The organism is Mycobacterium shottsii, assembly GCF_010728525.1.
Lineage (GTDB): Bacteria > Actinomycetota > Actinomycetes > Mycobacteriales > Mycobacteriaceae > Mycobacterium > Mycobacterium marinum.
In genome coordinates this window covers 4,912,117-4,933,771 of sequence record NZ_AP022572.1, presented here as the reverse complement: position 1 = coordinate 4,933,771, position 21,655 = coordinate 4,912,117, and the positions used below count along the sequence as shown (strand labels likewise).

The window sequence follows — 21,655 nt, the reverse complement described above, 5'->3', positions numbered from 1 at the left end:
ATGGCTATCGAATCCGATGGCAAGTGGGGCGCTCGGCCCAGCCGCCCCACCCGCCACGGGTCATCACCTAGCAGCAGGATGTCGCGGCCGCGGTCTGCGCGCCGCAGCACCCGCCCGCCTCACCCGCGTCGCTCTCCTGGTCGGCGGGGTGTTGCGGACTGGTGCCGAAGGTTTCGGAGTCGGCCAGCACGGTGTATACCTCCCAGCGCTCACCGCCGGGGCCGGTCACCCACACCTTGTCTTGGGTGGCAAAACAACACGTCGTGCCCATCTCTTCCTCGGTGAACATTCCGGTCTTGGCCAAACGGGCGATCTCGGCATGCACGGTGTCGCTATCGCCGACTTCCACGCCGAGATGGTTGAGGGTGCCGCCAGCGCCGGGGTTTTCCAGCAGCACCAGCTTCAGTGGGGGATCGGCCACCGCAAAGTTGGCGTATCCGGGTTTGCGTTTAGGGCGTGTCTGCTTAATGTGAATGGTGTTTTGGCTGATGCTGTTTGGGTGATGCGGACGCATGCGATTTCTGATGATTTGTGGTCGCTGATCGTGGCGGTGTTGCCTGCGGGGCGGCGGCGTGGCCGGCCGTGGAACGATCATCGACGTACTCTGGAGGGCATTATCTGGCGTTACCGTGCGGGATCTCCGTGGTGTGACCTGCCCGAGCACTTCGGTCCCTGGCAATCGGTGGCCGAGAGGCATCTACGCTGGTCGGTCGATGGCATCTACGCGCGGATCTTCGCGGCGATCGCCTCTGACCTCGACGCCGAGGACGCCGACCTGGGCGCACTGTTGTCGGTCGATTCGACCAGTGTGCGCGCCCACCACACGCAGCCGGAGCGCGCTCCGGGCGCCGCACAGGGGGATCTGTCGAATTACAAGAAATATCTCGATGAGCCCGATGACCACGCCATTGGGCGTTCCCGCGGCGGGCTGACTACCAAGATCCACGCCTTGACCGACCAGCTGTGCAGTCCGGTCACCCTGGCACTGTCGGCCGGTCAAGCCGGTGATAATCCGATGCTTTGGCCATTGCTGGCCGCCCGGTGCAGCAACTCATACGCCCCGTTTCACCTGCTGGCGGACAAGGCGTACTCCCATGACTCGACGCGGGCACAGCTGCGCCGGCTCAAGATCGCCCATACCATCCCCGAGCGCAGCGACCAGATCACCCGCCGCAAAGCCAAAGGCCGCAACGGAGGACGGCCTCCGGGGTTCTCAGGCCGAATCTACAAGCACCGCAACACCGTCGAGCGAAGCTTCAACCGGCTCAAACACTGGCGCGCGGTCGCCACCCGCTACGACAAATACGCCCTGACCTACCTCGGCGGTGTCACCCTGGCCGCCATCATCACCTACCACCGCGTCCGCAATTAGCAGACAGGACCTAGTCGGTTCGGCGTTAAACAGCTTGGAATAGAATGTGATTGCCGCGTCAAGGTCATCGACATTGAGGGCAAGCTGAACACGGGACATCGGGTGAAACCTCCGGCTGGTTAGACATATATCAAAGTGGCGCCGCTGCCCAGTGTCGTCGATTTTTTGATATATGTCAAGATGTCTGGCAGGGTGAACTTGTGCCCAAGTCCCTGCCCGTGATCGACATCTCCGCACCCGTTTGCTGTCCCCCGGTGGCCGCCGGACCGATCGGCGACGACGACGCCTTGGGGGTGGCTTTGCGGCTCAAAGCCCTGGCGGACCCGGCGCGGGTCAAGATCATGTCGCTGCTCTTCGGTTCCCCGGCCGGGGAGGAGATCAGTGGCACCCTCGCCACCGCACTCAACCTCAGCGACGGCACCGTCAGCCATCACCTGACCCAGCTGCGCAAGGCGGGCCTGGTGGTCTCCGAGCGCCGCGGCATGCACGTCTTTCACCGAGTACATACCGAGGCCCTGCAGGCGTTGTGCGCGGTGCTGAGCCCCGACTGCTGCACCTGAGCCGGCCGGGGTCGCCGCACGGCGAGGCGCTACCCGGCGCGATGGCATACCGTCAGCCTTGGCAGGTTGTCCAAAACAACACGGAGGATGGCAGACGATGAGCTTTTCCGACGGGCTGGGCGTGTTGAAACTCGAATGCCCGCAAGGTCATCCGGTGGGCAGGATCCTCAAAGAGGCCGCGCATCAGTCGGTCCAATTCGACCCCGGTGCACAGGTCGGGCCTCGCCGATTCTGGCCGGACGAAGACGGGCAGGGCCAGTTCAAAGCGCACTGCCGCTATTGCGACAAACCCGTGGGGGACTCCATCGCGACGCTGCAGAACAAGTACAACGAATTGCTCGCCGACCCCGCCCAGATGTACGCAACCGCGACGGTCCCGTACCTGTAGCCACCGCCCCGGCGGGCCGACGGGAGGACTTAGGATTCGCCAATGGGCGGTTCAGTCACTCCTGACGAGGCGATCGAAGCGATCCGGGGGACCGGGGGAGCGTGTCCCGGTTACCGGGCGTTGCACGCCAAGGGAACCCTGTATCGCGGCACGTTCACCGCGACTCCCGAGGGGGCCGGGCTTTCTCGCGCCAAACACCTCGACGGCGCCACCGTGCCGGCGCTGATCCGGTTTTCCAATGGATCGGGCAAGCCCGCCCAGCGCGACGGTGCGCCCGGAGTGCGCGGCATGGCAGTGAAATTCACACTGCCGGACAAGTCCACCACCGATGTGTCGATGCAGACCGCGCGGCTGTTCACCTCGAGCACGCCGGAGGGGTTCGTAGATCTGCTCAAAGCGCTGCGGCCGAGCCTGACCACCCCGGCGCGCATTGCGAAGTATCTGGCCACCCATCCGCGCGTGCTGGCCGCGCTGCCGATCCTGGGTGCGGCGAACAGAATTCCGGCCAGTTACGCCACCTGTGAATATCACGGGCTGCACGCTTTTCGCTGGGTAGCCGCTGACGGCAGTGCGAGATTCGTTCGCTACCACATGATTCCCGCGGTCGGGGAGAAATTCCTGTCGCCGCTGGCGGCCCGCAACCAGGGCGTCGACTTCCTCACCGACGAACTGCAAACCCGCCTTGCGGCTGGGTCGGTGCGGTTCTATTTTCGCGTCCAAATCGCCGGCCCGGGGGATTCGATCGTCGATCCGTCGGTCCCTTGGCAGGGTTCGGACATGGTCACCGTCGGCACCCTTGACGTCACTGGCGTTGACACCGAACGCGAACACGACGGCGATATCGTCGTGTTCGACCCGATGCGGGTGACCGACGGCATCGAAGCCTCTGATGACCCGGTGCTTCGCTTTCGCACACTCGCGTACTCGGCGTCGGTCAAGTTGCGTACCGGTGTGGATCGCGGCCCGCAGGCCCCGCTTGAACCCAACGGGGCCGGGCGCTCAATCCGATGGGGCGGGCACCGCTAGGGCGGCGTCCACCGACCGGTAGACGGGCAGTGCGTCGCTGAGCCCGCACGCCGCCACGATGCGAGTCACGCGGGTGTGGGCGGCACTGGCGATGCGCAGCTCGACGCCGCGGGTGCGACATTAGTCGGCCTGCTCGGCCAGAACCTCGAACGCGCAGCAGCCCATGAAATCAAGGCCGCTCACGTCGACGATGAACAATCCCGGCGACGGGGCACTGGCGGCCGTCTCGGCGACCAGCTGGCGCCAGGTGTGTTCGTTGGCCGCGTCCACCTCACCGCCCGCGTGGATCAACACCGCGGCCGTGCGGAAGTCGGTGGTTGCTCGCAATGTGCTCTGCGGGTCGCCCAACTCGCGGACCAGCCGAATGCTGAGCATTGGGTGAGGGGTGAAGGGTTCTGCGATATCCACGCTCATGGTGCGCTCCTAATCGACTGGCGTCGTAACGCCGCGATAGATGCCCGTCCTGCGCGTCTGAAGACAGACTTTCGTCGCTCGAATCTCATTTCTATAACAAGACAGGGCGGTCTGTCTACCTCTTCCGCCTGAGAGTATGGTTAATCCTCGCTATGGCAATCCCGGAGGCCACCACGCCGGCTGTGTCGGCTCGCGAGCGCATTTTGGGGGCCGCATACGATCTGTTCAGTCGGCGCGGCATCCGGGCCGTCGGCACCGATGAGGTAATCGAACGTGCCGGGGTGGCCAGAGCCACGCTCTATCGGCACTTCGCCACGAAGGACGACCTGGTGCTGGCGGTGCTGCAGCGTCGCGAAGAACTCTGGACTTTCGGTCTGATCGAGCAGAAGTCACGGGCGCGCGGCAACACGCCCGAGGAACAGTTGCTGGCGATCTTCGACGTCCTGCACGAGTGGTTCCAAAGCCGCGACGGCTACGAAGGCTGCTCATTCATCAACGTGTTGCTCGAACTGGGGGCCGATCACCCCGCCGGGCGGGCGTGCATCGGCCACATCGACCACGTCCGCGGCATCGTGCGTGAACGAGCGGTGGCCGCAGGGCTGCACGATGTCGAGGATTTTGCCTGGTCCTGGCACATCCTGATGAAGGGCGCCATTATCTTGGCGGCGGTGGGTGACCCGGATTCGGCCCGCCGCGCCCAGCGCATGGCCCAGGTGCTCATCGAACAGCACCGCGCGGCCGGTGCGGCGGCCTGCTAGTCAGGCCAGGTCAAGCCCCGGCGATCTGCGCCTTGCGGTGGTGTTCTTCCTCCAATTCGGCGATTGCCCGGGCGGTGCGTTCGCGCAGCAGGATCGCCGCGATGATGCCGCCCACGACGGCGATCACCAGACCGACCCAGGAGAACCGCTGCAGCCAGTGTTCGGCCGCCATGCCTGCGTAGTACACCAGCGCGGTGGTGCCGCCCGCCCAGCAGATTGCCCCGCACACGTTGGCGGTCAGAAACCGCGGGTAGTGCATCTTCAGGGCACCGGCCAGCGGGCCGGCCAGGATCCGTAGCAGCGCGATAAAACGACCGAGGAAGACCGCCCGAGAGCCCCAGCGACTGAACAATCGTTCGGCGAGCGCGACGTGCCCCGGGCCGAAGTGCTTGGGAAAACGCCGGCCGAGCCGGTCGAACAGCGGCATGCCGAACCGGCGTCCGATCGTGTAACCGATCGAGTCGCCGATCACCGCGCCGATCACGGCGGCCGCTCCGACCCCGACCGGATTCACGGCCAACTCGTGATGCGATGACAGCAGGGCGGCGCTGACCAACACGATCTCCCCGGGAAGGGGAATGCCCAGGCTCTCGACCCCGACGACGGCGCCGACCAGGATGTAGACCGCTAGTGGCGGAATTGTGTGCAGCAGGGCTTCCACATCCATGGCTAAAGGATGCCTGACGGACGCGAGATGTGCGTCCGAAACGCAGCCGAGCAATGTATCGGCGCGTCCGCGCCTCGGTCGCGACCAGCAAATTCCGGCCGACTCGCCGGTGGTTCGGCGAATTCGCGCAACTGGCGCCAAGTTCAGCCGCAACTCGCCATGCAGATCGGGGTCGGCGTTATAGCGTTGCTAGTGGCCCAGACGTTGGCTTGAACGAGCTCAGGAGAGCCGGTGGAATACAACATCGCCCAGGTATTCTCGGCGGTGGCCGCTGCCAACCCGGACCGAGACTGCATCGTCTACGGGGATCGGCGATTCACCTTCACTCAAACCGAACGGCGTGCCCGCCGCTTGGCTCGGGCGCTGCACCAGTGGGGTTTCGGCGCCAGCCGGGAACGGTCGCAATTGGCGCCCTACGAGTCGGGTCAAAGTCACCTCGGCCTGTATATGACCAACTGCAACGAGTTCCTCGAAGGGATGATCGGCGCGTATCAGGCGCGGGTCGCCCCGTTCAACATCAACTATCGCTACGTTGCTGACGAACTCGCGTACTTGCTGCGCAATGCCGGCGCGGATGCGGTCATCTACCACGCTCGGTTCGGTCCGACGTTGGCCGAGACGTTGGAGAAGGCCGGCGGTGAACCGCAGCTGATCCACGTGGACGACGAGTCCGGAAATGATCCGCTGCCCGGCGCGGTGCGCTATGGGGAGCTACTGGTGTCGGTATCCGACGAGCCGCTGGACGTCGAGTTGTCGCCGGACGACCTGTACATGCTCTGCACCGGCGGCACCACCGGGATGCCGAAGGCGGTGCTGTGGCGTCAGCACGACATCTACATGAACTCGATGGGGGGACGAACGTTCGGCACCGGCGAGCTGGTGACCGGGCTCGACGACATCGTCGAGCGATCCCGGCAAGGAGGGCCGGGCTCGATGACGGTCGCGCCGCTCATGCCCGGCGCTGCGCAATGGGCGGCGTTCATCAGCCTGTGCGGCGGCCGGCCGTTTGTCATGCCGCAAATGGCCACCCGCTTCGATCCAGCCGCGGCGTGGGCGATGGCGGCTCGGGAACGGGTGATGTCGCTATCGATTGTCGGCGACGCCTTCGGCCGGCCATTGCTCGACGAACTCGAGTCCGGCGACTACGACCTGTCCGCCCTGTCGGTGCTCATTTCGGGTGGAGCCGCGCTCAGCGCCGGGGTCAAGCAGCGCTTCGTCGATCTGTTGCCGCAGCTGACGATCCTGGACGCGGGCGGGTCATCGGAATCGGGATCACAAATGGTCCAGGTATCCAGTCGGGTGCTTCCCGCAAGCGGACGCTTCGACCCGATCCCGGGTGCGGTGGTGGTCAGCGAGGATTTGACCAGAATCCTCACGCCGGGGGACAGCGAGATCGGCTGGCTTGCCCAGCAGGGCGTGATACCGCTGGGCTACCTCGGTGACAAAGCCAAGACCGCGCGGACCTTTCCCGTCATCGAAGGAATCCGGCATTCGGTTCCCGGCGACCGGGCGCGCTGGGACGCCGACGGCACGATCGAGTTACTGGGCCGGGATTCGGTCACCATCAATTCCGGTGGCGAGAAGATCTTTGTCGAGGAGGTGGAGGCCGCGATCGCCGAGCATCCTGCCGTCTATGACGTCGTGGTGACGGGGCGTCCCAGCCCGCGCTGGGGACACGAAGTCGTCGCGATCGTGCAGCTGGCCGAGGGGGCGGACCCAGACCCCGACAGCATCATCGGGGAGGCCGCGCGACACATCGCCCGCTACAAGCTGCCGAAGGAGATTGTCTTCTGCCCCAAGGTGGAACGTTCACCGGCCGGCAAGCCGGATTACCGGTGGGCCAAAGCCACCGTCGCCCCGCAAGATTGAGGCTGCGGCTCAGGGCAGGAAGCGCTTGCGCAATCGGTCGAAAGCCGTGGGTTGCGGGCAGGCTTGGTAGGTCTCGTAGAGTTCGCGCGCCAACTCCCGAACCGGGCTCGCGGTGGTATCCAGCTCGAAGTCGTACTCGGCATCGCGGTGGGCAGCGCGCGCGCTGCCGCGGTTCCATCCCGCATAGCGGTCGCCGCGCTCTTCTTCCCGGCGGGCGCCTTCTTCATCGGAGACGTGAACCCCGACCATCCAGACCTGAACGCCTTCGAAAATCTGGAGTGCATCGATGAGCCACTCCCGTTTCCAGATCACGTCATCGGCGACGACATTCATGCCGTTGTCCAGGTAGGCCCTGATTGCGTGGTAGCGCGCATGCATGGCCTGGTCCAGGATGGGCCCCGGGTGCACGGTGAACCAGTCCAGCCCGTCGGCCTCGACCACGCTTTCCCAGGTGTAGTACTGCGGCCACACTCGCGCGAGGTCAAGTTGCTTGGGCGGCAGCGCCTTCCAAAACACGTCGATACCCAGGTGCATCCAGCATTCGGCCGCCAAATCCTGGAATGCCAGCGCGAGCGAAGTTTTTCCCGCGCTGGATCCGCCGTTAAGGAAGATGAGCTTGCCCTTTGCTATTTCTGTCATAGCGGCATGAGGCTATCGCAGCTGCTCACGCGTTGGGTCCGTTTGCGAGCCAGATTTGCTGGGAGAATCGCTAATAGCGCGGGTGGCGGGCGTGCCTGCGCTTTAGTTTCCGAATGAGTGCAAAGACGGATTTCGCGCGGTGGTCAGGCTTGTGATGATTTGGATACGACCTTTTCCAGAATGCCTGTCCGGTAGTTGCCCGCGGCCTAGGATCGGTAGCCACCGAGTGCCCGATATGTTGGGCGGGGGCTGCCGGTGGCACCGGGGTCGGCGGCACGGGCGGTCAGGGCGGTCAAGGCGGTGCGGGTGGCAACGGCGGGAGCGGCGGCGCAGCCAGTGGGAACGGCGCCAGCACCGCTGGCACCGGCGGCAACTTCGCGCTCGGCGGCAACGGCGGCGACGGAGGTGCCGGCGGCTCGCCGGACGGCAGTTCCGGACTGCAGGGCGACATCGGCGCGCCGGGCACCCCGGGCGGCGACGGGTAGCCGCTTTGGCCTCAGCCCCTCAGCCCCTCAGCCCGTCAGCGCCGCGCATTCACGGGCTCGAAGACGAACACTTTGCGGGTACCGGTGCGCTTGACATAGGTGTCATGTGCAGGCCACAGCGCGATCAGCCTCGGCATGTTGCGGTCCACCTCTTGCGCCGTGGCGGGTCGCGACAGATAGTCAGCAGCAGCGCCGTCAATCTCGATGCGGGCCTTCGGGTCAGCGAGCAGGTTGTACGGCCAACTCGAGGCCTTATCCAAGCCGAAGTTCTCACACACGGCGACCACGTTCGAGCCATCCCACACGTAGTGCAGCGGAACCGTTCGCTCTTTGCCGGTGCGCCTGCCTGTCGTGGTAAGCAGCATCGTCGGCATCTCGGAACCACCCATGGAGAGCCGGCCCCGGCTCAGGCGTATCAGCGCCCGGTCTACCGGCGTGCCGACGCGCTTGAAGATCGCCGCGAACCATCGGTAGTGGCCTATGCGGCGCAGCATGCTCAGGTAGAGGCCATACAGCTGGTTCGGTCCTTCATGAGGCATGGGTCAAGGGTCTCACTGGAATCGAGCTGAGCGCGTGCAAATGGGCACGACATATTGACCGGTCGTGTGTGGTCGAGCCGGCCGCGGCCTTCGGCCTGACCGCGCCGTGTGGCCGGAGCGTTCGGTCGCTCGACGTGGATTGACAGCCCACGGTGGGGGGGCGTTGCGGCACAGGGCTTTTGCCAGCTGCGATGGCTTTGGGCCGAAGGCGGTGGCATCAACCCGACCTCGCGTCGAACAGGATTTCGATTGTCTCATCGGGATTTGACGAGTTGGGAGTTCGGCCAAGCTCGGTGCGGGGATTAGGTTTTGGTATCGAAAACGGAATCTATTGGATTTCGACGGTCGGCCGGGACGGATTTCTCCGGTATGCGCCATTAACAATCTGCGGTACAGGGGATTTCAGTTTGTCGCGACTGCCAATTGCGCCGGATCGTGGGTGCGGCGATAGCTGGAGCGCGGCGTGTTTGGTCCGGTCGGGCGTTGGAGAAGGGCTTGCGGGGCAACCGAATTTCTCCGACGCGCGCACGCTGTTGGGCGAATATCCATTGTGTTATTCGCGACGGGGATAGGATTTGATGCTGCCCAGCGCTCGATCATCGCTTGTCCTGTATGGGAGGTTGGCAGATGTCGTTTGTGATTGCTGTTCCGGACGCGGTCACGGCCGCGGTCTCGGATCTGGCGAACCTCGGATCGGTGCTCACAACGGCCAATGCCGCTGCGGCGCTGCCGACAACGACCGTCGTGGCAGCCGCGGGTGATGAAATATCGGCGGCCGTCGCGGCGCTGTTCGGGTCCTACGCCCAGGGCTACCAGAGCCTGAGCGCTCAGGCCGCCGCGTTTCACGAGCGCTTCCTCCAAACACTTTCGGCCGGCGCCGGCGCCTACACGGCCGCCGAGGCCGCGAATGCCTCGCCGCTGGATCAACTGATGGGTGTGGTGAACGCCCCCGCACAGGCCCTATTGGGGCGCCCCTTGATCGGCAATGGCGCCAACGGTGCCGATGGCACCGGCGCTGCCGGAGGCGACGGCGGGATCCTGCTTGGCAATGGGGGCAATGGCGGCTCGGGTGCGGTGGGTCAGGTCGGCGGGACGGGCGGCGCGGCAGGACTATTCGGCAATGGCGGCACCGGGGGTACCGGTGGCGAGGGCGCCGCCGGCGGCCTGGGCGGACGGGGCGGGCTGCTGCTGGGCAACGGCGGGGCAGGCGGAGTGGGCGGGGTTGGCGCCACCGGGTTGGTCGGCGGTACCGGCGGGGCTGCCGGATTCTTGGGCAACGGCGGGACCGGGGGCGCGGGCGGGGCCTCGAACATGGGTGGTGACGGGGGTATGGGTGGCACCGGTGGCACCGGTGGCTTCTTCGGCAACGGCGGGTTCGGTGGCGATGGTGGCGACGGTGCCGTCGGCGGCGCGGGCGGTGCCGGCAGCTTCCTCGGCGGCGGCGGTGTCGGCGGTACCGGAGGGGTCGGGGCGGCCGGTGGCGACGGCGGTGCCGGCGGAACGCTACTGGGTGACGGCGGTAACGGCGGGCAAGGCGGAGCCGCCATGACCGGCATCCTCGGCGGTTTGCCCGGCCAGGGCGGCAACGGCGGAAACGCGAACTGGTTCGGCTCGGGTGGTGCCGGTGGCCAGGGCGGCACCGGTCTGCCGGGGACAGACGGGACTAATCCGACCCCGGGTGCCACAGCCGGTACCGGTAGCGCCGGCGCTGACCAAAGCAACAACGGCAACGTAACGGGAGACAACGGGAATCCCGGTGACGCCGGCACGGGCGACGAAATCGGCGGCACCGGCGGTGCGGGTGGGCTCGGCGAGTCGACCGACGGTAACTCGGGCACCGGCGGTATGGGCGGGATCGGTGGTGCTGGTAGCACGCTGCAAGGGGCAACCGGCGGTAATGGCGACACCGGCGGTGCCGGCGGCAACGGCGGGCGTGGCGGGATGTTCATCGGCAACGGCGGCGCCGGGGGCACCGGCGGCACCGGAGCGGCCGGCTATGCGGGCGGTACCGGAGGTGACGGCGCTGTCGGAGGCGTCGGAGGGCTCGGTGGCAACGGCGGGACCGGTGGTGCTGGAGGTGCCGGCGGCACCGGCGGCGCGGCCGGGTTCATCGGGATCGGGGGCAACGGAGGCGCCGGCGGTATTGGCGGCGTCGGGGGAATCGGAGGCATCGGCGGGGCCGGTGGGGACGGCGGTATCGGCGGCGCGGCCACCACCACTTCGGGAACGACGACCGGTGGCATCGGTGCCAATGGCGTGCTCGGTGGCGATGGCGGAACCGGTGGCGACGGCGGCGCCGGCGGCACTACCGGCGGCAGCGGTGGCGCCGGCGGCGTGATCGGGTGGGCTGGTTCGACCGGCGCTACCGGCGCCGGCGGTACCGGCGGGCAGGGCGGCCAGGGCGGTGCCGGCGGCAGTGGTGGCAACGGCGGCACGTCCCAGACCGGTGGTACCGGCGGCGCCGGTGGTGACTTGGCACTGGGTGGTCAGGGCGGTGCCGGCGGCAGTGGTGGCAACGGCGGCACGTCCCAGACCGGTGGTACCGGCGGCGCCGGTGGTGACTTGGCACTGGGTGGTCAGGGCGGTGCCGGCGGTGCGGCCGGTGGTACGGGCGGCGACACCGGTCTCGACGGCCTTCTCGGGGTGCCCGGCAGCAGCGGCCAGACCGGAGAGATTGTTCCGTGATGGTCGCTGGGCATCCCGGCGTCTCGTGACTTTCGCCCCTACTGCCGGCGGGTTCGGTGGTGGTGGCATCGAATGTGTCTGCAAGACAAAGGAGACGGCGATGACAGGAAACACCACCAACGCCAAGTCCTGCCACGTGGATGTGCTGATCGAAGAGCGCGACGAGCGCACCCGGGCAAAGGCGCGACTGGTCTGGGGCGACCAGACGCTGGTTGGTATTGGCTTGGCCAGGCTTGACCCGGCCGATGAGCCGGTGGCTCAGATCGGCGATGAACTCGCGATCGCCCGAGCGTTATCCGACTTGGCCAATCAGCTGTTTGCGGCGACGTCGGCCGACATCCAAGCCAGCACGCACGAGCCGGTTTCCGGCCTCCACCACTGAATCGCTGGCTATCGCAGCGGGTGCTAGCGCTGGCTAGTGATGGTGCAGGTGGCCGAGGAACCAATCACGCGCCAGTGTCGCTACTTGCTCGAGGGCGCCAGGTTCTTCGAAGAGATGAGTGGCACCGGGAACCACAACCAGCTCACACGGCGCCGGGATCGCCGCTTGCGCTTGCCGGTTCAACTCCAGGACGGCCTCGTCACTACCACCGACTATCAACAGCGTGGGAGCGTGCACTTCGCGCAACGCGTCGCCCGCGAGATCGGGCCGCCCCCCGCGGGACACCACCGCCTGCACCTTGACGCCGGGATGCGCGGCCGCGATCAGAGCCGCGCCGGCGCCAGTGCTGGCCCCGAAGAATCCCACCGGCAGCGCCGCGGTGTCCGGTTGTACCGCCAGCCACCCGGTGACGTCGACCAATCGCCGGGCGATTAATCCGATGTCAAACACGTTGGCGCGGTTACGTTCTTCCTCGGGCGTCAGCAAATCCAGCAGCAGAGTCGCCAGGCCGGCCTGGTTGAGTACCTCGGCCACGTAGCGATTGCGCGGGCTGTGGCGGCTGCTGCCGCTGCCGTGGGCGAAGACGACGATGCCGGTGGGGCGGTCGGGAATGGTCAGGTGCCCGATCACCGAGACCGGGCCCGCCAACACCCGAACCTCATCGTCTCGCCGCGCAGGATCTGCCGGCTGATGGCCCGCACCGAATTCGCTACGGGCCCGATCCAGTAGCGTCACCACCTCCTGATCGGAGGTCTGGGTGAAGTTGTCGTATCCCTGTCCGACGGCAAAGTAGGGCGTGGGCGTTTCCAGGCACACCACCTCGTCGGCGTATTCAGTGAATCGAGGTGCGGTATCGGTAGCACCGATGGGAACGGCCAGGATGACCCGGCTGGCGCCCTGAGCGCGCGCGACCTGGCAAGTGGCCGCGGCGGTGGCCCCGGTCGCGACGCCATCATCGACGATCACCGCGATCCGCCCCCGCAGCGGGATCGGATGGCGATCGCCACGGTAGCGCTGCACCCGGCGCTGCAACTCGGCCCACTGCGCGGTCTCGACCGCGGCCATCTCCTGTTCGCCGAGCCCAGCCTCGTGCACCACGGCACTGTTGATCACCTGCACACCGCCCTCGCCGATGGCCCCGAAGGCGACCTCGGAATGCAACGGCACACCGAGCTTGCGCACCAGCAGCACATCAAGTGGCGCGTGTAAGGCTTTGGCTACCTCGAAGGCCACCGGGACACCGCCACGCGGCAGACCCAGCACCACAATGTCTTGACCACGTAGGAATTCCAGCCGGCGGCTCAACTTGCGGCCGGCGTCGATGCGATCGCTGAACTGCCTCATACCTCGGGTGTCCTTCAACCAACGCGAGCGTAACGCCAGGGCCGAATATCACGCCAGAGTTCGGCAAGCATCACGAAAAATGCCCGTGAAGCGCCCTCGGTGCATCACGTAAAAATGCCCGCGAAACGGTCGATCCTTGGCAGGCATGGGAAGTGGGCTGTCGATGTCGTCTCGGGCCGAGATCACCGCGAAGTTCGCCAGGGCGTATGTGGGGGCGCCGAAGGCGGGCAAGGGGCAGATTCTGGATCAGGTGGTGGCGGTCACCGGCTGGTCGCGTGACAACGCCCGGCGGCGGTTGAGGGCGGCGGCCGCGCCGCCGGGAGCGGGTCGGCAGGTCGCCAAACGGATTCGCCGGCAACGCAATCCGAAGTACTCCTAGGATGCGCTCAAGGTGTTGCAGAAGGTGTGGGCGGCCTCAGGCGGGCAGTGCGGCCGGTACCTGGCCGCTTCCATGGCACTTCAGTTGGATGCTCTAGGTCCTGTCTGCTAATTGCGGACGCGGTGGTAGGTGATGATGGCGGCCAGGGTGGCACCGCCGAGGTAGGTCAGGGCGTATTTGTCGTAGCGGGTGGCGACCGCGCGCCAGTGTTTGAGCCGGTTGAAGCTTCGCTCGACGGTGTTGCGGTGCTTGTAGATTCGGCCTGAGAACCCCGGAGGCCGTCCTCTGTTGCGGCCTTTGGCTTTGCGGCGGGTGATCTGGTCGCTGCGCTCGGGGATGGTATGGGCGATCTTGAGCCGGCGCAGCTGTGCCCGCGTCGAGTCATAGGAGTACGCCTTGTCCGCCAGCAGGCGAAACGGGGCGTATGAGTTGCTGCACCGGGCGGCCAGCAATGGCCAAAGCATCGGATTATCACCGGCTTGACCGGCCGACAGTGCCAGGGTGACCGGACTGCACAGCTGGTCGGTCAAGGCGTGGATCTTGGTAGTCAGCCCGCCGCGGGAACGCCCAATGGCGTGGTCATCGGGCTCATCGAGATATTTCTTGTAATTCGACAGATCCCCTGTGCGGCGCCCGGGCGCGCTCCGGCTGCGTGTCGGTGGGCGCGCACACTGGTCGAATCGACCGACAACAGTGCGCCCAGGTCGGCGTCCTCGGCGTCGAGGTCAGAGGCGATCGCCGCGAAGATCCGCGCGTAGATGCCATCGACCGACCAGCGTAGATGCCTCTCGGCCACCGATTGCCAGGGACCGAAGTGCTCGGGCAGGTCACACCACGGAGATCCCGTACGGTAACGCCAGATAATGCCCTCCAGAGTATGTCGATGATCGTTCCACGGCCGGCCACGCCGCCGCCCCGCAGGCAACACCGCCACGATCAGCGACCACAAATCATCAGAAATCGCATGCGTCCGCATCACCCAAACAGCATCAGCCAAAACACCATTCACATTAAGCAGACACGCCCTAGAACGCCACGGCGAACTGGTGGACGGCCGTGACCGTTACGGCCCGGCGGTGCGTGCCGAGCTGTTGGCGATGAGCAGCGCCACGATCGACCGCTACCTGCGCGGCGCCAAGGCCCGCGACCAGATCTCGGGTGTGTCGACGACGAAACCCTCCCGCTGCTGCGGTCCTCGATCACCATCTGCAAAGCAGGCGATGAGGCCGAAGAATCTCCGGGTTCTTCGAAGGCGACACCGTGGCGCACTGCGGCCCGACACTGAAAGGTGAGTTCGCCCGCACGGTCAACCTCACCGACATGCACATCGGCTGGGTGTTCACCCGCACGGTGCGCAACAACGCCCACCCCACATCCTGGGCGCCCTCAAAACCGGAATTACTAAAATCCCTATAAGGTAACGGGTTTGGACTTCGACAACGGCACCGAATTCCTCAATAAGGCGGTCATCAAGTGGGCCGCGGACATGGAGATCTTCTTCACCCGCTCACGACCCTACAAGAAGAACGACCAGGCCACCATCGAGTCCAAAAACAACCACCTCGTGCGTCGCTACGGGTTCTACTACCGCTACGACACCGACGAAGAACGCGCCGTGCTCAACCGGCTGTGGCACCTGGTCAACGACCGGCTCAACTACCTGACCCCCACCATCAAACCCATCAGCTACGGCTGCAGCCGCGACGGTCACCGCCGCCGGCTCTACGACAAGCCCCAGACCCCCCTGGACCGGCTGCTGGCCGCCGGAGTCCTCTCAGCGGCCCAACAAACAGAGCTGCTCACCTACCGCAACAGCCTCAACCCCGCCGCGATCGCCCACCAGATCGCCGACCTGCAAGCCGCCCTGCTCAGACTCGCCAAAGACAAGACCGAACAGCTCTACCCCGCCGCCATACCCGCCGCTCTACCCGCCCTCAAAGCCGGCATCCGCATCAAAAGCAAGACCACCACCTGACCCCGATTTCGCGGGCATTCCTTACCTGATGCATGAACCAGGTTTCGCAGGCATCTTGACTCGATGCATCACGGAGTTCGCCACGGCGTTACGCCCGCGACATCGCCCGTCAGGCTTTACGAACTCTGGCTGGCCAATCTGTCGCTTGCCGGATATCGCAGCAGCGCGCCCACCCCGTCGGCGGGCGCCATCTGACCATCGGCTCGAACCAGCGAGGCGTCGGCCGCGATCGCGCTGAATGGCAAGGCTTCATCGGCACGGGCAATCCGCACCGCGGGCTGGCCGAGCTCGGACAGCACGTCGGCGTTGGGTGTGATCGTGGTGAGTGCGGCCCCGGTTACCACCGTGGCATCGCGCAGCTCACCGACGATCAGGGTGTCGACCTCGCCGTTGCGCAGGGCCGCGCAGACCGCTGACAGTCCTTCGGTGGCCAGCCCCGAACGCCGCCCCAGCTCCGCTTCGAACCGCTGTGTCACCTCGGCCATTTCGGTGTCGCGCCGGCGAGCGAACTCGGCAAGGGTGAGCTCGTTGATCTCGTCCTCACCAATGCTGCTGTTGCGTGCCCCGCCATGCAATTGCCACACCCGCTGGGCCGCCCGGTGCGGCAGTGCCGCAACCAGGTCGGAGCGGGATCGGATCTCACCGGAGACGAACACCACCTCGGGGTCGGCCTCGTCCACCAGTTGGGTGAGGTGGTCGGCGACGGCACGGTAGTTCATCCGGGCGGCCTCCTCGGCGGTGTGCTGAAAGTCGCCATAGCCCTTCCAGCCGGCCGTGGCCGGTTTGTGGATGGGGTGGCCGCCGCCGTCGATGCTGGTGCAGCTGAACGTGTCACCGCGATACAACCGGACGTCGGCGCCGGCGTGATCCACCGCCGCGAACACGTAGGTCGGTCGCCGAATCTCGCGGTCGATCAGCGGCACCAGGTACGGTTACTCGGACAGCCGCACCACGGTTACCGGCGGTGGGCTGATGAGCTGTTCGTTGACCAGCACCTTGTCGCTGGTCGCCACCACCGCCCGGCCCCGCCGCCCGACGGCAGGGCGGTGGTGGCACACCGCCTCTTCGAGCCGGCCGATGAGCTGATCGTCGGCCTTCAGACCGTCGAGGTGACGCCGGATGTCGCGCCATGTCGCTTCCAGCCGCTCGGCGGCATCGGCGGTGTTGTGTGAATCATCGAAATACACCGAGGCGAATGGACCAGTCGCAGTTGTTAGCCAATGGAGGCGATCTGATTGCATACCAAACTTCTCCGCTGTGTCGTTTATGTTGTTGTGATACTTGCTGTCTCGTCGGCGCGCGAGCTCAGCCGGTCTTGGGTGCCGGGCCCGTTGGTTGCTGGTAGAGAGCCGAGATCTCGTCGGCGGACTTGTCCAGAACCACCTTGCGGCGCAGCTTCATGCTCGGCGTCAGGTCACCGGATTCGATGGACAGCTCGCGGTCGAGGACGGCGAATTTCTTGATCTGCTCCCACCGGTTGAGCTCGGCGTTGAGTGTGTCGATGTAGCCCGCGATCAACTCGCGTGTCTTGGGGTCGCGGGTTAGCTCCGCGAAGGACTTGCCGGCCAATCCATGCCCCGCGGCCCACTCGGTGATCGCTTCACTGTCCAGACTGACCAGGGCCACGCAATAGGGCTTGGCTTCACCGACGACGATCAGCTCGCCGACGTAGGGGCACAGACCTTTGAACCTCACCTGGATTGCGGCAGGTGCGACGTACTTACCTTGTGAGATCTTGAACATGTCCTTCTTGCGGTCGGTGATCCGCAGGTAGCCGTCGGCGTCGATCTCCCCGATGTCGCCGGTGTGAAACCACCCCTCGTGGTCGAGCGCCTCCTCGGTGGCCTCGGGCAAGTCGTGGTAGGACGTCATCAAGCCAGGCCCCCGCAGCAGGATCTCGCCATCCGTGGCGATCTGTGCCTCGGTAGCGGGAAACGGCCAGCCGACCGTGCCGAACCGATAGGCGTTGGGGCGGTTGATAAAAGACGCCGCGGCGGTCTCGGTCAGCCTGTAGCCTTCGAGCACGGTGATACCGATCGCGTCGAACCACTGCGCGACGTTGCGGTCCAGTGCGGCGGCCGCCGAGACGAAGAAGCGGATCCGGCCGCCGAAGCGCTCGCGAATGGTGGAGAACACCAACCGGTCGGCCAGCTGGTAGGCCAGCCTGGACAGCAGTGAAGGCTGGCGGCCCGCTTGCCGGGAGGCCGAGACTTTCAATCCCACACCGATCGACCAGTCGAACACCGCTTTCTTGAGCCCGCCCTGCTCGGCGACCATCTGCTCGATCCGGGCGTGAGCCTTTTCGAAGATGCGCGGTGCCGCCTGCATGACGGTGGGATGCAGCTCCGCCAGATTGTCGACGATCCGGTCGACCCGCCCGTCGATCGCGGTGGGGAACCCGATGAGCAGCGGCAGCGAAAGCATCACCTTGCCGAATGCGTGGGCCAGCGGCAGCCACAGAAAGTTCAGGTCGGCCGGGCCGAGCACGTTGAGGGCATCGATCGCCGAGGCGGTGTATGTCCAAGCCCCGTGGGTCAACCGCACACCCTTGGGCCGTCCGGTGGTTCCGGAGGTGTAGATGAGGCTGGCGAGCTGGTCGGGGCCGATCGCGGCGACCCGCTGGTCCACGGCGGCGGGGGAGTCGGCAAGCAGCTGCTTGCCCAGTTGTTCGAGTTCGGCGAGCGTGATCACCCAGCTGCCATCACCCTCGCCGTCGATCACCACCACCCTGGCCACCTCGGGCAGCTCTGCGCGGTGTTCGACCAGCTTGTCGACCTGGGTCTGGTCCTCGGCGACCACGACTCGACTTCCAGAGTTCGCCACGATGTAGGCGACGTCGGCGGCGATGGTCGTCGGATACACCGTGGTTGTCGCCGCCCCGGCGCACATCACGGCGAAATCGACGAGCACCCACTCGTACCGGGTCGACGATGCCAGCGCGACCCGATCCTGCGGGGCGATGCCCAACGAGATCAGGCCGGCCGCCAAGCGGCCTACCCGCTCGCCAACCTGCTCCCAGGTGACGCTCTCCCAGTCGTCACCGTGGGGATAGCGGAACGCTTCGGCGCTCGGGGAGGCGGCCACGCGGTCTAGGAACATCCGCGCCACCGATGGTGGCCGGTGGTCGATCTTGGCGATGTCGGGCCGCTCGTGGGCCAACGTGGGATGCATCACGCAAACCACCTCTCACCAGTGCAAACATCGACGACGAGCTGGATCTCTAGTGGGCCTGGCAAGCAGTGCATAACGCATCTCTTCTGTCGCTAGATGACACTTTCGATGCTTCTGCGGTTGCCTGGGCCGGGGTAGGGCCCAAAGTCATCCAGGCGATTGGCAATTGTCCTTTGGTGTCCTTGGGGCCCGTGACCTGCTCGGGACGTAAGACCCTAACCGGCGTTTTGGGCGACCTGTTAGCTTTGGCGCCATGGCGAAACCGGCCGGCGATGACGCACAGGTGAGCCCAGGGGCCCGGCAGGTCAACCCGCTTGGCCTCGGGGGCTTGGGCAGCGTGGTCACACCCTTCGTGCACACCGGCCGCTACTTCGCCGAGTCGTGGCGCGACTACCTCGATCAAGACTCCGACGGGCTCCCGATCGCCCGGCCCACCATCGCCCTGGCGGCCCAGGCGTTTCGGGACGAAATCGTGCTGATGGGGCTCAAGGCGCGTCGCCCGGTCAGCGATCCACACGTGTTCGAGCGAATCGATGACGAAGTGGCGCTGGCCCTGCAGTTCTACGGCGATCAGGGCTGGCTGCAGCGCCCGCGGACATTCTTCGCCGACCCCCTGCCCCCTCCGAGGTCACGGTCCGCAAGGTCAAGGGGCGCAAACGCTCCTTCTACCGGATGTTCTTCGACAGCGGGTACACCCCGCTGCCGGGTGAGCCGGGTGGCCAACGGTGGCTGGGGTGCACCGCGAACAATCGGGAGTACGCGCTGTTGCTGCGCCACCGGGAACCGCGCCCCTGGCTGGTCTGCGTACACGGCACCGAGATGGGCCGCGCCCCGCTCGATCTGGCGCTGTTCCGGTCCTGGAAGCTGCATCGCGAGTTGGGCCTAAACATCGTCATGCCGGTGCTGCCGATGCACGGTCCCCGGGCGCGTGACCTGCCCAAGGGCGCGGTATATCCGGGCGAAGATGTTCTCGACAACGTCCATGCCACCGCTCAGGCCGTGTGGGACATCCGTCGGCTGATCTCCTGGATCCGGATGCAGGAGCCCGAATCGCTGATCGGAATCAACGGTCTGTCGCTCGGCGGCTACATCGCGTCCTTGGTGGCCAGCCTGGAAGACGACCTGACCTGCGCGATCCTCGGTGTGCCGGTCGCGGATCTGGTCGATTTGCTGGGCCGCCACTCGGGTTTTGGTCGCGATGACCCCCGCCGCGAGACGGTGGCGCTGGCCGAACCCATCGGCCACATGATCTCGCCGCTCGCCCTGACCCCGCTGGTGCCCAGGGCCGGGCGCTTCATCTATGCCGGCGTCGCCGACCAGCTGGTGCATCCGCGGCGGCAGGTAGCCCGGCTTTGGGAACACTGGGGCAAGCCCGACATCGTCTGGTATCCGGGCGGACATACCGGGTTCTTCCGATCTCGGCCGGTGCAGCAGTTCGTCGAGGATGCGCTGCAGCAGTCGGGCCTGCTCGACGATCCCTCGGAGCAGCGCGACCGCCCTGCCTAGTTGCGGAGGAACCAGATGCATCCGCTGGATCCGCTGGACGCATTGATGTTGACCGCGGAGTTGGTATCCAACCCGATGCATGTCGGTGCGCTGCTGATCCTGTCACCGCCACCCGGTTCCGGGGCCGACTACGTCGACCAGCTTCACCGCGAAACACTGGCTGGTGGTGAACCGATAGATCCGAGGCTGCGCCGATACCCACATCGTGGCGTGGACACCGGGGGCGTCTGGGTCTGGAGAGATGCGCAAGCCGTCGACATCGGATACCACTGCCAGCGGCGCAGCGTCGATGCCGGCCGAGACGCGTTCTGGCGGCTGATCGCCGAGCTGGACGCGCAGCGCCTCGAACTGTCCCGCCCGATGTGGATGTCGTATCTGATCGATGGTCTCGCGGATGGCCGGTTCGCGTTCTACATCAAGGTGCATCACACCGTCGTCGATGGTGTGGCGGGTTTTCAAATGATCGCCGAGGCGCTGAGCACCGATCCCGAATGCCGGTCGATGCCCCCCTTCTATGCCGACCGCCACCTTGACCACCCGCCGTCGTCGACCTCGACCGGGCTGCTGGCGCGCCTTTCTGCGCCGCTGCGTTCGCTGGCCGGTGCCGCGGCATCGGGCATCGGGCTGATCAATCACGTCGTCACCGGGCAGGCATCCACGGTCTGGGATAGCTTGATCGGGCACACGACGGTGCTGCCATTCACCGCGCCCTACACGCGGTTCAACGGCCGCTTGGGCGCTCAGCGTGCCGTCGCGGCGGGCAGTTGGTCGCGGCACCGGATCGAGGCGATACAACGGGCGGCCGATGTCACGGCCAACGACGTGGTCACCGCGGTGATCGCCGGCGCGCTGCGCCGCTGGTTGCTCGCCCATTGCGAACTGCCCGATTACTCCCTGGTCGCCATCTGCCCGATCACCGTGCGTGATCGCGAGCATCCTTCGGCACCCGACGAGCACGCCAACATGTTCGGTCTTTGGTTGTGCCCCTTGGGCACCGATCTGCCAGATCCGCACCGGCGCCTGGATCTGATTCACCGGTCGATGTCGGAGGGCAAGCACTGGGTGAGCGCGCGGGGATCGGCGGCATCGTTGCTCACCACGGCGGCCAGCATCGCTGCCACCGTTATCTTTCCGCTGCTGCCGTTCACCCCGAAAATCCGCACCGGATACAACCTTCCGATTTCCCACGTTGGGGGCCCACGCGCCGAAAGGTATTGGAACGGAGCACACGTCGACGAGATGTATCCGGTGTCGACCGTCTACGACGGTCAGGCGCTCAACGTCACCACGTGTTCCTACGCTGACCGGATCGGGTTCGGCTACGTCGCGGGCCGCGAGGTGATGACCGATATCGACACCCTCATCCCGCTGACCGAGGAATGCCTGACCGAGCTGGAATCTGGTGTGGGCGTGCCACCCCGACTGTCGGGGCACATCGGCTAGCACATGGGGGACCATTGGCCCTGGTCAATGAGCATGCCGTGCTCGCAGACTGG

Annotated in this window: 18 protein-coding genes and 6 pseudogenes; 14 read left to right on the top strand and 10 right to left on the bottom strand. The window is 66.0% G+C overall.

The genetic code is table 11. The features are described from left to right. Positions 1-67: 67 nt before the first annotated feature. A pseudogene (locus G6N41_RS22820) lies at positions 68-451 on the bottom strand (ArsI/CadI family heavy metal resistance metalloenzyme); the annotation flags it as partial. 48 nt (positions 452-499) lie between these two features. Between G6N41_RS22820 and G6N41_RS22815 the strand changes: the two are divergent. Then, complete coding sequence (locus G6N41_RS22815) at positions 500-1,372, top strand: IS5 family transposase (protein ID WP_407663842.1); 873 nt, start codon at positions 500-502, stop codon at positions 1,370-1,372. A gap of 9 nt (positions 1,373-1,381) precedes the next feature. On the opposite strand, the pseudogene G6N41_RS22810 reads toward G6N41_RS22815, so the two are convergent. Further along, positions 1,382-1,471: pseudogene (locus G6N41_RS22810) on the bottom strand (VOC family protein); the annotation flags it as partial. A gap of 101 nt (positions 1,472-1,572) precedes the next feature. Between G6N41_RS22810 and G6N41_RS22805 the strand changes: the two are divergent. From G6N41_RS22805 to G6N41_RS22795, 3 genes are all read left to right on the top strand, one after another. Further along, on the top strand, positions 1,573-1,932 hold the full coding sequence (locus G6N41_RS22805; protein ID WP_198965735.1) for an Rv2640c family ArsR-like transcriptional regulator: 360 nt from the start codon (positions 1,573-1,575) through the stop codon (positions 1,930-1,932). Between the two features lie 97 nt (positions 1,933-2,029). Beyond that, positions 2,030-2,320, top strand: coding sequence for a hypothetical protein (locus G6N41_RS22800; RefSeq protein ID WP_012393834.1), 291 nt, complete (start codon positions 2,030-2,032; stop codon positions 2,318-2,320). A 42-nt stretch (positions 2,321-2,362) separates the two neighbouring features. After that, complete coding sequence (locus G6N41_RS22795) at positions 2,363-3,346, top strand: catalase family peroxidase (RefSeq protein WP_198965734.1); 984 nt, start codon at positions 2,363-2,365, stop codon at positions 3,344-3,346. Here the strand turns inward: G6N41_RS22795 and G6N41_RS22790 are convergent. After that, positions 3,320-3,760: pseudogene (locus tag G6N41_RS22790) on the bottom strand (anti-sigma factor antagonist). The gene G6N41_RS22795 and the pseudogene G6N41_RS22790 sit on opposite strands and share 27 nt — an antisense overlap. Before the next feature lie 152 nt (positions 3,761-3,912). On the opposite strand from G6N41_RS22790, the gene G6N41_RS22785 reads away from it, so the two are divergent. Further along, on the top strand, positions 3,913-4,518 hold the full coding sequence (locus G6N41_RS22785; RefSeq protein WP_020728453.1) for a TetR/AcrR family transcriptional regulator: 606 nt from the start codon (positions 3,913-3,915) through the stop codon (positions 4,516-4,518). Between the two features lie 10 nt (positions 4,519-4,528). On the opposite strand, the gene G6N41_RS22780 is transcribed toward G6N41_RS22785, so the two are convergent. Then, a complete protein-coding gene (locus G6N41_RS22780) occupies positions 4,529-5,185 on the bottom strand; it encodes a DedA family protein (protein WP_198965733.1) in 657 nt (218 codons plus the stop codon). A gap of 231 nt (positions 5,186-5,416) precedes the next feature. On the opposite strand from G6N41_RS22780, the gene G6N41_RS22775 reads away from it, so the two are divergent. Further along, entirely contained in the window at positions 5,417-7,054 is a 1,638-nt protein-coding gene (locus G6N41_RS22775) for an acyl-CoA synthetase (RefSeq protein ID WP_198965732.1), read from the top strand. Positions 7,055-7,063: 9 nt separating this feature from the next. Here G6N41_RS22775 and G6N41_RS22770 read toward each other — a convergent pair whose 3' ends face one another. Beyond that, on the bottom strand, positions 7,064-7,693 hold the full coding sequence (locus tag G6N41_RS22770) for a phosphotransferase-like protein (protein WP_198965731.1): 630 nt from the start codon (positions 7,691-7,693) through the stop codon (positions 7,064-7,066). 520 nt (positions 7,694-8,213) lie between these two features. After that, complete coding sequence (locus G6N41_RS22760; protein ID WP_198965730.1) at positions 8,214-8,717, bottom strand: nitroreductase/quinone reductase family protein; 504 nt, start codon at positions 8,715-8,717, stop codon at positions 8,214-8,216. A 627-nt stretch (positions 8,718-9,344) separates the two neighbouring features. On the opposite strand from G6N41_RS22760, the gene G6N41_RS22755 reads away from it, so the two are divergent. Together G6N41_RS22755 and G6N41_RS22750 are read left to right on the top strand one after the other, a co-directional pair. Next, positions 9,345-11,402, top strand: coding sequence for a PE family protein (locus tag G6N41_RS22755; protein ID WP_198965729.1), 2,058 nt, complete (start codon positions 9,345-9,347; stop codon positions 11,400-11,402). Between the two features lie 100 nt (positions 11,403-11,502). After that, the gene (locus G6N41_RS22750) at positions 11,503-11,784 is read left to right on the top strand and encodes a DUF1876 domain-containing protein (RefSeq protein WP_012393843.1); all 282 of its coding nucleotides are present in this window, start codon (positions 11,503-11,505) and stop codon (positions 11,782-11,784) included. A 33-nt stretch (positions 11,785-11,817) separates the two neighbouring features. On the opposite strand, the gene G6N41_RS22745 is transcribed toward G6N41_RS22750, so the two are convergent. Beyond that, a complete protein-coding gene (locus G6N41_RS22745) occupies positions 11,818-13,128 on the bottom strand; it encodes a phosphoribosyltransferase (protein ID WP_198965728.1) in 1,311 nt (436 codons plus the stop codon). Positions 13,129-13,291: 163 nt separating this feature from the next. Here G6N41_RS22745 and G6N41_RS22740 point away from each other — a divergent pair, with 163 nt between their 5' ends. After that, positions 13,292-13,507, top strand: coding sequence for a hypothetical protein (locus tag G6N41_RS22740; protein WP_198968076.1), 216 nt, complete (start codon positions 13,292-13,294; stop codon positions 13,505-13,507). Between the two features lie 107 nt (positions 13,508-13,614). Here the strand turns inward: G6N41_RS22740 and G6N41_RS22735 are convergent. After that, positions 13,615-14,486: pseudogene (locus G6N41_RS22735) on the bottom strand (IS5 family transposase). A gap of 67 nt (positions 14,487-14,553) precedes the next feature. On the opposite strand from G6N41_RS22735, the gene G6N41_RS22730 reads away from it, so the two are divergent. From G6N41_RS22730 to G6N41_RS22720, 3 genes are read left to right on the top strand one after another with little or no spacing between them, the layout of a single operon-like run. Continuing rightward, complete coding sequence (locus G6N41_RS22730; RefSeq protein WP_198965727.1) at positions 14,554-14,799, top strand: hypothetical protein; 246 nt, start codon at positions 14,554-14,556, stop codon at positions 14,797-14,799. After that, positions 14,768-14,923 carry a hypothetical protein gene (locus G6N41_RS22725; RefSeq protein WP_198965232.1) on the top strand — a complete coding sequence of 52 codons (156 nt, stop codon included), beginning with the start codon at positions 14,768-14,770 and terminating at the stop codon, positions 14,921-14,923. Before G6N41_RS22730 ends, G6N41_RS22725 begins: the two co-directional genes overlap by 32 nt. 10 nt (positions 14,924-14,933) lie before the next feature. Beyond that, on the top strand, positions 14,934-15,482 hold the full coding sequence (locus G6N41_RS22720; protein ID WP_231608575.1) for a hypothetical protein: 549 nt from the start codon (positions 14,934-14,936) through the stop codon (positions 15,480-15,482). Between the two features lie 116 nt (positions 15,483-15,598). On the opposite strand, the pseudogene G6N41_RS22715 reads toward G6N41_RS22720, so the two are convergent. Then, positions 15,599-16,723 (bottom strand): annotated as a pseudogene (locus G6N41_RS22715) (Rv2629 family ribosome hibernation factor). 64 nt (positions 16,724-16,787) lie between these two features. After that, positions 16,788-18,653: an AMP-dependent synthetase/ligase gene (locus tag G6N41_RS22710; protein WP_198965726.1), complete on the bottom strand. Its 1,866-nt coding sequence runs from the start codon at positions 18,651-18,653 to the stop codon at positions 16,788-16,790. Positions 18,654-18,906: 253 nt separating this feature from the next. Between G6N41_RS22710 and G6N41_RS22705 the strand changes: the two are divergent. After that, positions 18,907-20,159: pseudogene (locus G6N41_RS22705) on the top strand (alpha/beta hydrolase family protein). Between the two features lie 15 nt (positions 20,160-20,174). Beyond that, complete coding sequence (locus G6N41_RS22700) at positions 20,175-21,602, top strand: wax ester/triacylglycerol synthase family O-acyltransferase (protein ID WP_198965725.1); 1,428 nt, start codon at positions 20,175-20,177, stop codon at positions 21,600-21,602. The last annotated feature ends 53 nt before the right edge of the window (positions 21,603-21,655 follow it).